General features: G+C 75.7%; 2 protein-coding genes. Both read right to left on the bottom strand.

The features are described 5' to 3' along the window. Positions 1-59: 59 nt before the first annotated feature. The gene (locus JE024_RS33430) at positions 60-5,105 is read right to left on the bottom strand and encodes a type I polyketide synthase (protein ID WP_205377626.1); all 5,046 of its coding nucleotides are present in this window, start codon (positions 5,103-5,105) and stop codon (positions 60-62) included. Positions 5,106-5,158: 53 nt separating this feature from the next. Further along, a complete protein-coding gene (locus JE024_RS33425) occupies positions 5,159-14,722 on the bottom strand; it encodes a type I polyketide synthase (protein ID WP_205377625.1) in 9,564 nt (3,187 codons plus the stop codon). Positions 14,723-14,729: the final 7 nt, after the last annotated feature.

The raw sequence follows: 14,729 nt of genomic DNA, 5'->3' as shown, positions 1-14,729 counted from the left end.
TCTGGGCGCCGGGCGGCGGCGGGGAGGGCCGCCGCCGCCCGGCGGGTCCGGGGGGTCGCTCAGGAGCGGCCGAACTCCCGGCGGATGAAATCGAACATCTCCTCGTCGCTGGCGGACTCCAGCTGTTCGGCGACGGAGGCGGGTCCGGCGGCGCCGTCCGGCTCCCCGGCCGTCCAGCGGTCCAGCAGGGACCGCAGCCGCGCGGTCACGGGCGCGCGTTCGGCGGTGTCGACGTCGAGCCGGGCGAGGACGGTCTCCAGGCGGTCGAGCTGGGCGTGGAGGGACTCGGAGGTGGCGGGCCCGTCGTCGAGGAGTTCGGTGCGCAGCAGCGCGGCCACCGCGTTCGGGGTGGGGTGGTCGAAGACCAGGCCGGCGGGGAGGCGCAGGCCGGTGGCGCGGTTGAGGCGGTTGCGCAGTTCGACGGCGGTGAGCGATTCGAAGCCGAGGTCGCGGAAGGCGCGCGCGGGCTGGACCTCGTCCGGGCCGTCGTGGCCGAGGGAGGCGGCGGCGTGCTCGCGGACCAGGTCGAGCAGGTGCCGGTCGGCCTCCTCGGCGGTGAGCGCGGAGAGCCGCTCGCGCAGGGTCTCGGCCTCCTCCTCGTCGTCCGTGGTGCGCTTCTCGCTCTCGGCGATCCGCTCCAGGGCGGCGCGGGCCTCGGGCAGGTCGTCGAGGAGGCGGGTGGGGCGGGCCATGGTGAACAGGGAGACGAAGCGGTCCCATTCGATGTTGGCGAGGGCGACGTTGACGTCGTCGTGGTCGACGGCCTGGCGGAACGCCTCGATGCCGAGGTCGGGCTCCAGGAACGGCAGTCCCTGGGCCTGGGCGCGTTCGCTGATGGCCATGCGTTCGGCGGCGTAGCTCTCCTGGATGTCCACGGGCCGCCACACGCCCCAGGCGAGGGAGGCGGCGGCCTTGCCGCGGGCGCGGCGCTGCTGCGCCATGGCGTCCAGGTGGGCGTTGGCGGCGGCGTAGGAGCCGTGCAGGCCGCTGCCCCAGAAGGCGGCGATGGACGAGTAGAGGACGAAGGCGTCGAGGTCGTGGTCCTCGAAGACGCGGTCGAGGTTGCGGGCGCCGCGGATCTTCGCGTCGTAGGCGTCCGTGAACTCCTCGACGGTGGTCTCCAGGAGGGGGCCGAGATCGATGTGGGCGGCGGTGTGGACGACGGCGGTGACGGGCGGGCCGTCGGCCTCGACGCGGTCGACGAGCGCGGCCAGTTGGCCGTGGTCGGCGATGTCGCAGCCGGCGATGGTCACGCGGACGCCGAGGCCGGTCAGTTCCGCTTCGAGGGCGTCGGCGCCGGGGGCGCCGGGTCCGCGCCGGCTGGTGAGGACGAGGTGCTCGGCGCCGTTGCTGGCGAGCCAGCGGGCGAGGAGCTTGCCGAGGGCGCCGGTGCCGCCGGTGACGAGGACGGTGCCGCGCGGCCGGTAGGTGCGCGCGGGGGTGCGGTCGGCTGCCAGGTCGCGGACCATGCGGCGGCCGAGGGGGCGCCCGCCGCGTACGGCGATCTGGTCCTCGGCGTCGGTGCGGCGCAGGGCGGCGGCGATCTCGCGCGCGGCGGTGGCGTCGTCGGTGGCGGGGTCCAGGTCGACGAGGCCGCCCCACAGGCGGGGGTTCTCCAGGGCGGCGACGCGGCCCATGCCCCAGAGTTCGGCCTGCACCGGGTCGGCGGGGGTGCGGTCGTCGGTGGCCACGCCGCCCCGGGTGACGCACCACAGGGGCGCGGTCAGACCGGTGTCGGCGAGGGCCTGGAGGACGGCGAGGGTGCCGAGGGTGGCCGTGCTGAGGGTCGGGCTGCCGGGCAGCGGGCCGCCGTCGAGGGACCACAGGCTGAGCACGCCGGCGAGGTCCCGGCCGTCGCCGACGGCCTCGTGCAGACGGGCGGCGAGCTTGCCGCGGTCGGCGTCGGCGGAGGCGACCGGCAGCAGGTGGACGTCGGCGCCGTCCGTCTCCAGGGCGCGCAGTGTCGCGGCGACGAAGGGTGCGGACGCCTGCTCCTCGGGCGCGACGAGCAGCCAGGTCCCGGCGGGCGCGGGTCCGGCGGGGGCGGGGCCGAGCGGACGCCAGCCGGTCTTGTAGCGCCAGGCGTCGACGGTGGCCTGCTCGTGGCGGGTGCGCCGCCACGCGCCGAGGGCGGGCAGCAGTTCCGGCAGTCCGGCGCCCTCGGACAGGCGGAGGGTGTCGGTGACGGCGGAGAGGTCGCCCCGGTCGACGGCCTCCCAGAAGCGGGCCTCGGCGCGGTCCGCCGGCGGGGCCGCGGCGAGGGCGGCGGGCTCCGGCTCCAGCCAGTAGCGCTTGTGCTGGAAGGCGTAGGCGGGCAGCGGGGTGGTCCGCGCGCCGTCCGGGAGGGCGGGGGTCCAGTCGACGGGGGCGCCGTGGACGAACGCCTCGGCGAGGGAGGCCAGGAAGCGGTCGTGGCCGCCGTCGCCGCGGCGCAGGGAGGCGACGGTGACGGTGTCGGGGCCGGTCGTCTCCTCGATCGCGAAGGAGAGCACGGGGTGGGCGGCGGCCTCCACGAAGAGGGTGTGGCCGGCGTCCGCGAGCTGCCGGGCGACCTGGGCGAACTCCACGGTCCGGCGCAGGTTGCGGACCCAGTAGGCGGCGTCGAGCCCGGTGGTGTCGAAGGGCCGGGGGCCGGCGTCGACGGTGGAGTGGAACGGCACCCGGGCGGCGCGGGGCGTGATCGGGCCGAGTTCGGCGAGGAGTTCGTCGCGCACGGCCTCGACCTGCGGGGAGTGGGAGGCGTAGTCGACGGGGACGACACGGGCCCGTACGCCGTCGGCCTCGCAGGCGGCGACGAGTTCGGCGATCGCGCCGGGTTCGCCGGAGACGACGGTGGCGCGGCTGCCGTTGACGGCGGCGACGCCGAGCCGGTCGGCCCAGGGGCGCAGGCGCTCCTCGGTGTCCTCGCGGCCGAGCGCCAGGGAGGCCATGCCGCCGAGGCCGGCCAGGCGGCGTCCGATGACCTTGCTGCGCCGGGCGACGACGAGGGCGCCGTCCTCCAGCGACAGCGCACCGGCGACGACGGCGGCGGCGATCTCGCCCTGCGAGTGGCCGACGACGGCGGCGGGCTCCACGCCGTGCGCCCGCCACAGCTCGGCGAGGGACACCATGACGGCCCAGGAGGCGGGCTGGACGACGTCCACCCGGTCGAGGGGGCCGCCGAGTTCGGTGAACAGCTCCCAGTCGACGTGCGGTTCCAGCGCCGCGGCGCAGGCGTGCAGGGAGGCGGCGAAGGCGGGCTCGGCGTCGGCGAGGGCCAGCGCCATGCCGGACCACTGCGCGCCCTGCCCGGGGAAGACGAACACGGGGCGCGTGGCGCCCTCGCGGACGGAGCCGGTGGTGACGGTGCCGTTGCAGGCGATGGCGCCCGAGGTGGCGATGCCGGCGAGGCCGTCGAGGAGGGCGGCCGGGTCGGAGCCGACGACGGCGGCCCGGTGGTCCAGCGCGGCGCGGCCCGTGACGAGTGTCCGGGCGACGTCGGACGCGTCGGTGCCGGGCCGGTCGGCGAGGAAGCCCCGCAGCCGGGCGGCCTGTTCGCGCAGGGCGGCCTCGGTCGCGCCGGACACCACCCAGGCGAGGGCCCTGCCGTCGGCGGGCGCGGCCTGCTCGCCCGTGGCTGCGGCGGGCGCGGCCTGCTCGCCCGTGGCTGCGGCGGGCGCGGCCTGCTCGCCCGTGGCTGCGGCGGGCGCCGGGCGGTCGGCGGGGTCCGGCTGTTCGAGGATGACGTGGGCGTTGGTGCCGCTCATGCCGAACGCGGAGACGCCCGCGCGGCGCGGCCGGTCGCGGTCGGGCCAGGGCAGGTTCTCGGTCAGCGGGGTGACCGAGGCGTCGGACCAGTCGACCTCGGGGGTGGGCCGCTCGGCGTGCAGGGTCCGCGGCAGCAGTCCGTGACGCATGGCCTGGACGGTCTTGATGACGCCGCCGATGCCTGCGGCGGCCTGCGCGTGGCCGATGTTGGACTTCAGCGAGCCGATCCACAGCGGCCGGTCCTGCGGGCGGTTCCGGCCGTAGGTGGCGAGCAGCGCGCCGGCCTCGATCGGGTCGCCGAGCTTCGTGCCGGTGCCGTGGGTCTCGACGGCGTCGATCTGGTCGGGTGCGAGCCGGGCGTCCTGGAGCGCGGCCTCGATGACGCGCGCCTGGGCGGGCGCGCTCGGCGCGGTGAGCCCGTTGGAGGCGCCGTCCTGGTTGACGGCGGAGCCGCGGACGACGGCCAGGATCTCGTGGCCGTTGCGGCGGGCGTCGGCCAGCCGTTCCACCAGGACGAGGCCGACGCCCTCGCCGAGGCCCATGCCGTCGGCGTCGGCGGAGAACGCGCGGCAGCGGCCGTCGGCGGACAGTCCGCGCTGCCGGCTGAAGCCGACGAACTCGGCGGGCGTCGACATGACCGCGACGCCGCCGGCGACGGCGAGGTCGCACTCTCCGCGGCGCAGCGCCTGCACGGCCAGGTGCAGGGCGACCAGGGAGGAGGAGCACGCGGTGTCGAGGGTGACCGCGGGGCCCTCCAGGCCGAAGGTGTAGGCGATGCGGCCGGAGACGACGCTCGCGGCGCCGCCGGTCAGCAGGTGTCCCTCGAAGCCGTCGGGCACGGTGGTCAGCCCGGAGCGGTAGTCGAGCGGGTTGGCCCCCACGAAGGTGCCGACGCCGCTGCCGCGCAGGGACAGCGGGTCGATGCCGCCGCGCTCGAAGACCTCCCAGGCGGTCTCCAGGACGAGCCGCTGCTGCGGGTCCATGGCGAGTGCCTCGCGCGGGGATATGCCGAACAGCCCGGGGTCGAACTGGTCGGCGCCGTCGAGGAAGCCGCCCTGGGTGACGTAGGTGGTGCCCTCGCGGTCGGCGTCCTGGTCGTGGAGGGCTGCCAGGTCCCAGCCGCGGTCGGCGGGGAAGGCGCCGATGGCGTCGCCGCCCTCGCTCACCAGCCGCCACAGCTCCTCGGGGTCGCGCACCCCGCCGGGGAAGCGGCAGGCCATGGCGACCACGGCGACCGGCTCGTGCTCGCGGGACTCGACCGAGCGCAGCCGCTGCTGGGTCTGCTGGAGGTCGGCGGTGACCTTGCGCAGATAGTCGAGGAGTTTCTCTTCGCCGGCCGGCGTGGACGTGTTCGACATCGTGGGATCTCCAGTCAGGGGTTCGGGTCGTCGGGAGGCGGGGTCCGTCTCGGTCACGAGGGATCCAGTCCCCTGTCGATCAGGTCGAACAGTTCGTCGGCGGAGGCCGAGGCCACGTCCACGGGGGCGGTGGCGTCGCCCTGTCCGGCGGCGGCGCCGTCGGCGGGGCCGCCCTCCTCGGACCAGCTCCACAGCAGGCCCTGGAGCCGGCGGGCGAGCTGCTGCCTGGTGGCCGGGTCGGGCGGGGAGGCGGCGAGCGCGGCCTCGAAGTCGCCGAGCCGGAGCAGGGCGAGCGGGTGGGCGGAGTCGTCGTCGGGCAGCAGCAGGGCGCGCAGCCGTGCGGCGAGCTCCAGCGGCGAGGGGTGGTCGAAGACGAGGGTGGCGGGCAGTTTCAGACCGGTGGCGGAGGCGAGCCGGTTGCGCAGCTCCACCGCCGTCAGCGAGTCGAAGCCCATCTCCCGGAACGCCCGCCCCGGATCGACGGCCTCCGCCTGCGGGCCGTGCCCGAGGACGGCGGCGGCCTGGGCGCGGACCAGTTCCAGCAGGAGGTGCGCCTGCTCGGGCCGGGAGAGCCCGTCGAGCCGCCGGGCGAGCCCGTCGGCCCCGTCGGGTCCCGCCGTGGGCTCCTCGGGGGACTCCAGGGCGCGTGCGGCCTCCGGCACCTCCGTGAGCAGGACGGATTCCCTGGCCATGGTGAACAGGGCGACGAAGCGGTCCCAGTCCACGTCGGCGACGGCGACCACCGTCTCGTCGTGGTCGATGATGCGCCGCAGCGCGGTGAACGCCTGCTCCGCGTCGAGCAGCGGCAGCCCGTGCCGGCTGGACTTCTCGTTCTTCAGCGCCCGCATCTCGGTGTTGCGCTCGTCCCAGTCGTTCGCGGCGTCCCAGATGCCCCAGGCGACGGAGCTCGCCCGCAGCCCCCGTGCCCGGCGGCGTTCGGCGAGCGTGTCGAGGTGGGCGTTGGCGGCGGCGTAGGCGCCGTGGTCCCCGCTGCCCCAGAACCCGGCGATGGACGAGAAGAGCACGAACGCGTCGAGGTCCCGCCCGGCGAAGACCGCGTCCAGGTTCTCGGCGCCGAGCACCTTGGCCCGGCAGATCTCCGACAGCGCGCCGGCGGTGGTGTCCGCGAGCATGCCCAGTTCGATGTGGGCCGCGGCGTGCACGACGGCGGTGACGGGCGGTCCGTCCGCCTCGACCTGCCGCACCACGGCGGCGAGGGCGTCGCGGTCGGCGATGTCGCAGGCCGCGAACACCGTCTCGGCACCCAATTCCTCTATGGCGGCTGCCAGTTGGGGCGCGCCGATCGCGTCCTCGCCGCGCCGGCTGACGAGCACGAGGCGCTCGGCCCCGCCCCGCGCCAGCCAGCGCGCCAGGTGCCCGCCGATGCCGCCGCTGCCGCCGGTCACCAGGACCGTGCCGCGCGGAGCCCAGGTGCGGCCGGGTGTCCGGCCCGCGAGCAGGGAGCGCACCAGCCGGCGCCCGAACACCCCGGCCGCCCGGACGGCGAGCTGGTCCTCGCCGGGGGCTGCGGCCAGCGCGGCCGTCGCGAGCCACAGGGCACGCTCGTCCGCCGCCGCGGGCAGGTCCACGAGACCGCCCCACAGCTTCGGGTGCTCCAGCGCGGCCACCCGGCCCCAGCCCCAGAGCTGGGCCTGGGCGGCACCGGTGAGGCGGTCCGTGTCGGACACGGCCACGGCGTCCCGGGTGAACAGCCACAGCGGCGCCTCGGCGCCCAGGTCGTGGAGGGCCTGGAGCAGGGTGAGGCCCCCGAGCGAACCGCCGCTCAGAGCAGGGAAGTCGGGGTGCGGGGCGTCGTCGAGACCCCACAGGGCGACGACACCGGACAGCCGCACGCCCTCGCCCGCCACCTCGGCGATCCTGGCCGCCAGTTTGGCCCGGTCGGCGTCCCCGGCGGACACCTCCAGCAGGCAGACGTCCGCGCCCCGGGCCTCCAGGGCCCGGGTGAGGGCGGGCGTCGTGCCCGCGCGCTCGGTCACGGGAGCGACCACGAGCCAGGTACCGGAGAGCGCGGACCCGTCGTCGAGGCCGGCCAGCGGCCGCCAGGCGGTCTTGTAGCGCCAGGAGTCGATCACGGACTCCTGGCGGCTCGCCCGCCGCCACGACGCCAGCGCCGGCACCAGGGGGCGCAGATTCTCGCCGTCCAGATCGAGCGAGCGCGCCAGCGACTCCAGGTCCTCGCGCTCGACGGCCTCCCAGAACCGCTCCTCCACCTCGTCCCGCGACACGGCGGTGGCGGGAAGCTCACCCGCCTCCAGCCAGAAGCGGGTTCCCTGGAACGGGTACGTCGGGAGATCGACCGTCGAACCGTCGGCGACCAGCGAGGACCAGTCGACGGGGAGCCCGGTGGTGAAGGCCTGCGCGAGGGAGGTGACGAACCGCTGGGCGCCACCGTCGTCGCGCCGCAGCGAACCGACGACGCTGGACGCGCCCGACTCCTCCACACCGAGAGCGAGGACGGGGTGGGCGCTGCACTCGACGAAAGCGGTCAGCCCGTCGCCGATCAGCGCGCGGACCGTCGCCTCGAACTCGACCGTCCCGCGCAGATTCCGCACCCAGTACGCGGCATCGAGCGTGGCGGTGTCGATCGGACCGCCGGTCACCGTCGAGTAGAACGGGACGGTGGCGGTGCGGGGCGCGACGGGGGCGAGGACCTCCAGCAGTTCGTCGCGGATGGACTCGACGTGGGAGGAGTGGGAGGCGTAGTCCACGGCGATCCGCCGGACCCGCACACCCTCCGACTCCAGCATGCTCAGCAGCTCGTCGAGCGCGGCCGGCTCACCCGAAACCACCGTCGAGGACGGCCCGTTGACGGCGGCGACCGCGAGGCGGTCACCGTAGCCCTCGACCCGCTCCCGCACAGCGTCCGCAGGCAGGGCGACGGACGCCATACCGCCGCGTCCAGCGAGCCGTTCGCCGATGATCCGGCTGCGCTCGGCGACGATCCGCGCACCGTCCTCCAGGGAGAGTCCGCCCGCCACCACCGCGGCGGCGATCTCGCCCTGCGAGTGGCCCACCACGGCGGCCGGGGTCACACCGAAGGACTCCCACAGCCGTGCCAGTGACACCATCACCGCCCACGACGCGGGCTGCACCACATCGACGCGGGCGAGATCCCCCGCGAGTTCGGTGCGCAGATCCCAGTCCGTGAACGGCCCCAGCGCCTGCGCACACGCGTCGAGCGAGGCGGCGAACACCGGGAAGGCGTCCGCCAGTTCCAGCCCCATCCGCGACCACTGCGCCCCCTGCCCCGGGAACACGAACACCGGACGCGAACCCGCACCCGCACCCGCCACACCCGACACCACACCCGGCTCACCCGCGGCCACGGCACGCAGACCGGCGAGCAGCTCGTCGCGGTCGCGTCCCACCACCACCGCGCGCCGCTCCAGCCGCGCCCGCGACCGCACCAGCGCACCGGCGACGGCGGCGGGGGCTTCGTCGGGCCGGCTCTCGGCGTGGGCGTGGAGGCGGAGTGCCAGGCGTCGCAAGGATGCGTCGGACCCGGCGGTGAGCGCCCAGGGCACGACTCCGTGTGCCGCGCCGGCCGGTGCGGGCCGTTCGGCGGGGGCCTCGTCGGCCGCGGGCTGCTCGAACAGCACGTGCACATTGGTGCCGCTGATGCCGAAGGAGGAGACACCGGCCCGGCGCGGGCGTCCGGTTTCGGGCCACGGCTCCGCCGCGGTCAGGAGCGAGACCGCGCCCTCCGACCAGTCGATGTGCGACGAGGGGGCGTCGACGTGCAGGGTGCGGGGCAGCACCCCGTGCCGCATCGCCATCACCGTCTTGATCACACCGGCGACACCCGCCGCCGCCTGCGCGTGGCCGATGTTGGACTTGACCGAGCCGATCCGCAGGGGCTGCGCGGGGTCCCGGTCGCGGCCGTAGGTGGCCATGAGGGCCTGCGCCTCGATGGGGTCGCCCAGCTTGGTGCCGGTGCCGTGGGTCTCCACCGCGTCCACGTCGCCCGCCGCCAGACCGGCGTTGGCGAGGGCCTGGCGGATGACGCGCTGCTGCGAGGGGCCGTTGGGGGCGGTGAGCCCGTTGGAGGCGCCGTCCTGGTTCACTGCCGAACCCCGCACCACCGCCAGCACCCGGTGACCGTTGCGCCGCGCGTCCGACAGCCGCTCCACGAGGAGCATGCCCACGCCCTCGGCGAGGCCGAAACCGTCGGCCGCGTCCGCGAACGCCTTGCACCGGCCGTCCGGCGACAGGCCGCGCTGACGGCTGAACTCGGTGAACGCGGCGGGCGACGCCATGACGGTCACACCGCCCGCGAGCGCCATCGTGCACTCGCCCTGCCGGATCGCCTGCACGGCCAGGTGCAGGGCGACCAGCGACGACGAGCACGCGGTGTCGACGGTGACGGCGGGGCCCTCGAAGCCGAAGGTGTAGGAGACACGGCCCGAGGCGACGCTCGCGGTGCTGCCGGTCATCCGGTAGCCCTCCAGCCCCTCCGGGACGGGCAGGGCGGGGTGGGTGACGCCGTAGTTGTGGTGCGTCATCCCGGCGAAGACACCGGTCCGGCTGCCCTTGAGCGACGTGGGGTCGATCCCCGCGCTCTCCAGCACCTCCCAGGACGTCTCCAGCAGCAGGCGCTGCTGCGGGTCCATCGCCAGCGCCTCACGCGGCGAGATCCCGAAGAACTCCGGGTCGAACCGGTCCGCGTCGTGCACGAACCCGCCTTCGCGGACGTAGGTGCGGCCGGTCGCCGCCGGGTCGGGGTCGTACAGCGTCTCGATGTCCCAGCCGCGGCCGGCGGGCAGCGGCGAGATGGCGTCCCCTTCTCCGGCGACGAGCCGCCACAGGTCCTCCGGCGACGCGACCCCGCCGGGAAGGCGGCAGGCCATGCCGACGACGACGACCGGGTCGTCGTGCCCCGCCGTGCCGCCCTGCCGGACGGTGACGGCCGACTCGGCGCCCTCGCCGAGGAGTTCGGTGTGGAGATGGGCGGCGAGCCCGGCCGGCGTCGGATAGTCGAAGACCAGGGAGGCCGGCAGGCGCAGGCCGGTGAGGCTGTTGAGGCGGTTGCGCAGTTCGACGGCGGTCAGCGAGTCGAAGCCGAGGTGCCGGAAGGCACGGCTCTCGTCGACGGAGGCGGGGTCGTCGTGGCCGAGGACGAGTGCGGCGTTGCGGCGCACCAGTTCGGTGAGTTCGCGGCGCCGGTCGGCCTCGGGCAGGGCGGCCAGCCGGCCGACCAGCTCGGACGCCTCCTGCTCGTCGTCCTCCGCCGCCGCCGCCGCGTCGGCCTCGAAGAGCGCGCTGCGGGCCTCGGGGATCTCGTCCAGCAGCCTGCTGGGCCGCTCGGAGGTGAACACCACGGCGAAGCGGTCCCACCGCATGTCGATGACGACGGGGCAGGTCTCGTCGTGGTCGAGGATCTGCTGGAGCGCCCGGGTCGCGGGCTCGGCGTCCAGGGCGAACACGCCGTGGCGGCGCGCCCGGTCGCCGACCGCGCCCTCGGCCATGCCGGCTCCGGCCCAGGTGCCCCAGGCGACGGCGGTCGCGGGCAGCCCGGCCGCGCGGCGCTGCTCGGCGAGGGCTTCGAGGTGGACGTTGCCGGGCGCGTAGTTGCCGAGCCCCGGGGTGCCGAAGGTGGCCGCGAACGAGGAGAAGAGGACGAAGGCGGTGAGGTCCAGGCCGCTCGTCAGCTCGTGGAGGTTGAGCGCGCCATGCGTCTTCACGCGCAGCACCCGCTCGACCCGGTCGGCGTCGAGGGCGTCGACGACGCCGTCGTCCAGGACGGCGGCGGTGTGGAACACGGCCGTGAGCGGCAGGTCGCCGGGGACGCGGGCGAGTTCGGCGGCGAGGGCGTCCCGGTCGGCGATGTCGCAGGCGGCGAGCGTGACGCGGGTGCCCGACTCGGCCAGTTCGGTGACGAGTTCGGATGCTCCCGGAGCGTCCGGTCCCCGGCGGCTGAGCAGGAGGAGGTGCGGGGCCCCGTTGCGGGCCAGCCAGCGGGCGATGTGGGTGCCGAGGGCGCCCGTGCCGCCGGTGACGAGGACGGTGCCCTCGGGCCGCCAGTCGCGCGGCGGGACCGCGCCGCCGAGGGGTGCCCGCAGCATGCGGCGGGCGAGCAGCCCGGTGGGCCGGAGCGCGAGCTGGTCCTCGCCGTCGAGCCCGGAGAGCGCGGCGGCGAGACGGCGCCGCGAGGCGGTGTCCGGCTCCTCCGGCAGGTCGAGCATGCCGCCCCACAGGCGGGGCTGCTCCAGGGCGACGACCCGGCCGAGGCCCCACAACTGGGCCTGCGCGGCGTCGGCCGGCGGCTCGTCGGGGCGGGTGCCGACGGCTCCCCGGGTGGCGCACCAGACCGGCGCGCCGAGGTCGCTGTCGGCCGCGGCCTGGACGAGGGCGAGCGTGGCGGCGTAGCCGCTGGTGACGGTGGTCAGCCCGGGGTGGGTCCGTCCGTCGAGCGCCAGCAGCGAGAGGACGCCGGTGACGGCGGCGCCGCCGAGGTCGGCGGCGAGGGTGTGCCGGTCGGCCGCCGTGGTGTCGGGGGCGAGGACGGTGACCCGGGCGCCCGCGTCACGCAGCGCGCGCTCGGCGGCCTCGTTCCACGGCTGCGCGCCGGGGACGTCGGATACGACGAGGATCCAGTGTCCGTCGAGCCGTGCCGCCGCCGGGTCGGGCAGCGTGCGCCAGGCGATGCTGTACCGCCAGGAGTCGGTGACGGTCTGCTCGCGGCTGCGGCGCCGCCAGCCGGCCAGGGCGGGCAGCAGGGGACGCAGGTTGTCGTCGTCGAGGTCCAGCGAGGCGGCCAGCGCACCCAGGTCCTCGCGCTCGACGGCGTCCCAGAAGGTCTCCTCCGCGGGATCGCGCGGGGCGGCCGTGCCGACGGACGCCCTGGCCAGCCAGTACGAGCGGCGCTGGAAGGCATACGTGGGCAGGTCGACCACGGGGCCGTCGCCGAGCAGCGTGGACCAGTCGACGGGGAGCCCGGTGACGAAGGCCTGCGCGAGGGAGGTGACGAACCGCTGGGCGCCGCCGTCGTCGCGCCTCAGCGAACCGACGACGGTCGACGCGCCCGACTCCTCCACACCCACGGCGAGCACCGGGTGCGCGCTGCACTCGACGAAAGCGGTGAGCCCGTCGGCGATCAGTGCACGGACCGTCGCCTCGAACTCGACCGTCCCGCGCAGGTTCCGCACCCAGTAGGCGGCGTCGAGCGTGTCGGTGTCGATCGGACCGCCGGTCACCGTCGAGTAGAACGGGACGGTGGCGGTGCGGGGCGCGACGGGGGCGAGGACCTCCAGCAGCTCGTCGCGGATGGACTCCACGTGCGAGGAGTGGGAGGCGTAGTCCACCGCGATCCGGCGGACCCGCACACCGTCGCTCTCCAGCATGCTCAGCAGCTCGTCGAGCGCGGCCGGCTCACCCGAAACCACCGTCGACGACGGCCCGTTGACCGCCGCGACCGCGAGCCGGTCCCCGTAGCCGTCGAGCTTCTCGCGCACGGTGTCGGCGGGCAGGGCGACGGACGCCATCCCACCCCGGCCCGCGAGCCGTTCACCGATCACCCGGCTGCGCTCGGCGACGATCCGCGCGCCGTCCTCCAGGGAGAGCCCGCCCGCCACCACCGCGGCGGCGATCTCGCCCTGCGAATGGCCCACCACCGCGGCCGGAGTCACACCGAAGGACTCCCACAACCGCGCCAGCGACACCATCACCGCCCACGAGGCGGGCTGCACCACATCGACGCGGGCGAGATCACCCGCGAGTTCGGTGCGCAGATCCCAGTCCGTGAACGGCCCCAGCGCCTGCCCACACGCGTCGAGCGAGGCGGCGAACACCGGGAAGGCGTCCGCCAGTTCCAGCCCCATCCGCGACCACTGCGCACCCTGCCCCGGGAACACGAACACCGGGCTCGGTGTCCCGTCGGCCGCCGTGCCGTGGGCGACGTCGGCGTCGGGGGTGCCGTCGGCGAGGGACCGCAGGCCGCGGAGGAGGTCGTCGGGCCGGGTGCCGACGACCACGGCGCGGTGGCCGAGCGCGGCGCGCGTGGTGGTGAGCGCGCGGGCGACGTCCGCGGGCACCGGCTCGCGGTCGGTGGGGTGGCCGGTCAGGTGGTCGAGGAGCCGGGCGGCCTGGGCGCGGAGGGCCTTGGGCCCCGCGGCCGAGATCGTCCAGGGGACGGTGGCCGGTGTCGGGGCGTCGTGGGCCGCGACGGGGTGGTCCGGGGTGCCGGGGGCCTCGGCCGGCGTCTCGGCGGGGGCGTCCTCGATCACGACATGGGCGTTGGTGCCGCTGACACCGAACGAGGAGATGCCCGCGCGGCGGGGCTCCTCACCCGCAGGCCACGGGCGGGCGTCGGTGAGCAGGGACACGGCGCCCGCGTCCCAGTCGACGCGAGGCGTCGGCTCGTCGGCGTGCAGGGTCCTGGGGAGGGTGCCGTGGCGCAGCGCCATGACCATCTTGATCACACCGCCGACCCCGGCCGCGGCCTGGGAGTGGCCGATGTTGGACTTCAGCGAGCCGAGCCACAGCGGCTGTTCGGGGTCGCGTCCCTGGCCGTAGGTGGCGAGGAGGGCCTGCGCCTCGATGGGGTCGCCGAGGGTGGTGCCGGTGCCGTGGGCCTCGACGGCGTCGACCTGGTGGGAGGCGAGACCGGCGTTGGCGAGGGCCTGGCGGATGACGCGCTGCTGCGAGGGGCCGTTGGGGGCGGTGAGCCCGTTGGAGGCGCCGTCCTGGTTCACGGCCGAGCCGCGCACCACCGCCAGCACGCGATGGCCGTTGCGGCGGGCGTCCGACAGCCGCTCCACGAGGAGCACACCGACGCCCTCGGCCCAGCCGGTGCCGTCGGCCGAGGCGGCGAACGCCTTGCAACGGCCGTCCTGCGACAGGCCGCGCTGGCGGCTGAACTCGGCGAAGAGTTCGGGGGTGGGCATGACGGTGACGCCGCCCGCGACGGCGAGGGAGCACTCGCCCTTGCGCAGTGCGGTGACGGCGAGGTGGAGGGCGACGAGCGACGACGAGCAGGCGGTGTCGACGGTGACGGCCGGCCCTTCGAGGCCGAGGGTGTAACTGATCCGGCCGGTGACGACGCTGGCGGCCTTGCCGGTCATCGAGTAGCCCTCGACGCCCTCGGGGAGGTCGCTCTGGCCGAAGGTGACCCCGTATCCGGGGTGTCCGGCGCCGATGAAGACCCCGGTGTCGGAGCCCTTGAGGTGTGCCGGGGCGATCGCCGCGCGTTCGACGGCCTCCCAGGTGGTCTCCAGCAGGATCCGCTGCTGGGGATCCATGGCGAGGGCCTCGCGCGGGGAGATCCCGAACAGTTCCCCGTCGAATTCGGCGGCGTCGTGGAGGAAGCCGCCCTCGCGGACGTAGCTGGTCCCGGGGGTGCGCAGCTCCGGGTCGTAGAGGGCGTCGAGGTCCCAGCCGCGGTCGGTGGGGAAGCCGGACACGGCGTCGCGGCCCTCGTCGACCAGGCGCCACAGGTCCTCGGGGGACCTCACGTCCCCGGGGTAGCGGCAGGCCATGCCGATGATGGCGACGGGTTCGTGGTCGCGCTCCTCCAGTTCGGAGATGCGCCGCCGGGCCTGGCGCAGGTCGGTCGTGGCCCGCTTGAGGTAGTCACGAAGCTTGTCTTCGTTGGTGGTCATGATCGCT

It is taken from the genome of Streptomyces zhihengii (genome assembly GCF_016919245.1).
In the GTDB taxonomy this organism is placed as follows: Bacteria; Actinomycetota; Actinomycetes; order Streptomycetales; family Streptomycetaceae; genus Streptomyces; species Streptomyces zhihengii.
This window is presented reverse-complemented; position numbering and strand designations above follow the sequence as displayed.

Bases quoted from the DNA above. Each gene is read 5' to 3' on its own strand.
- JE024_RS33425 (WP_205377625.1), bottom strand. From the start codon at position 14,722: ATGACCACCAACGAAGACAAGCTTCGTGACTACCTCAAGCGGGCCACG.
- JE024_RS33430 (WP_205377626.1), bottom strand. From the start codon at position 5,105: ATGTCGAACACGTCCACGCCGGCCGGCGAAGAGAAACTCCTCGACTAT.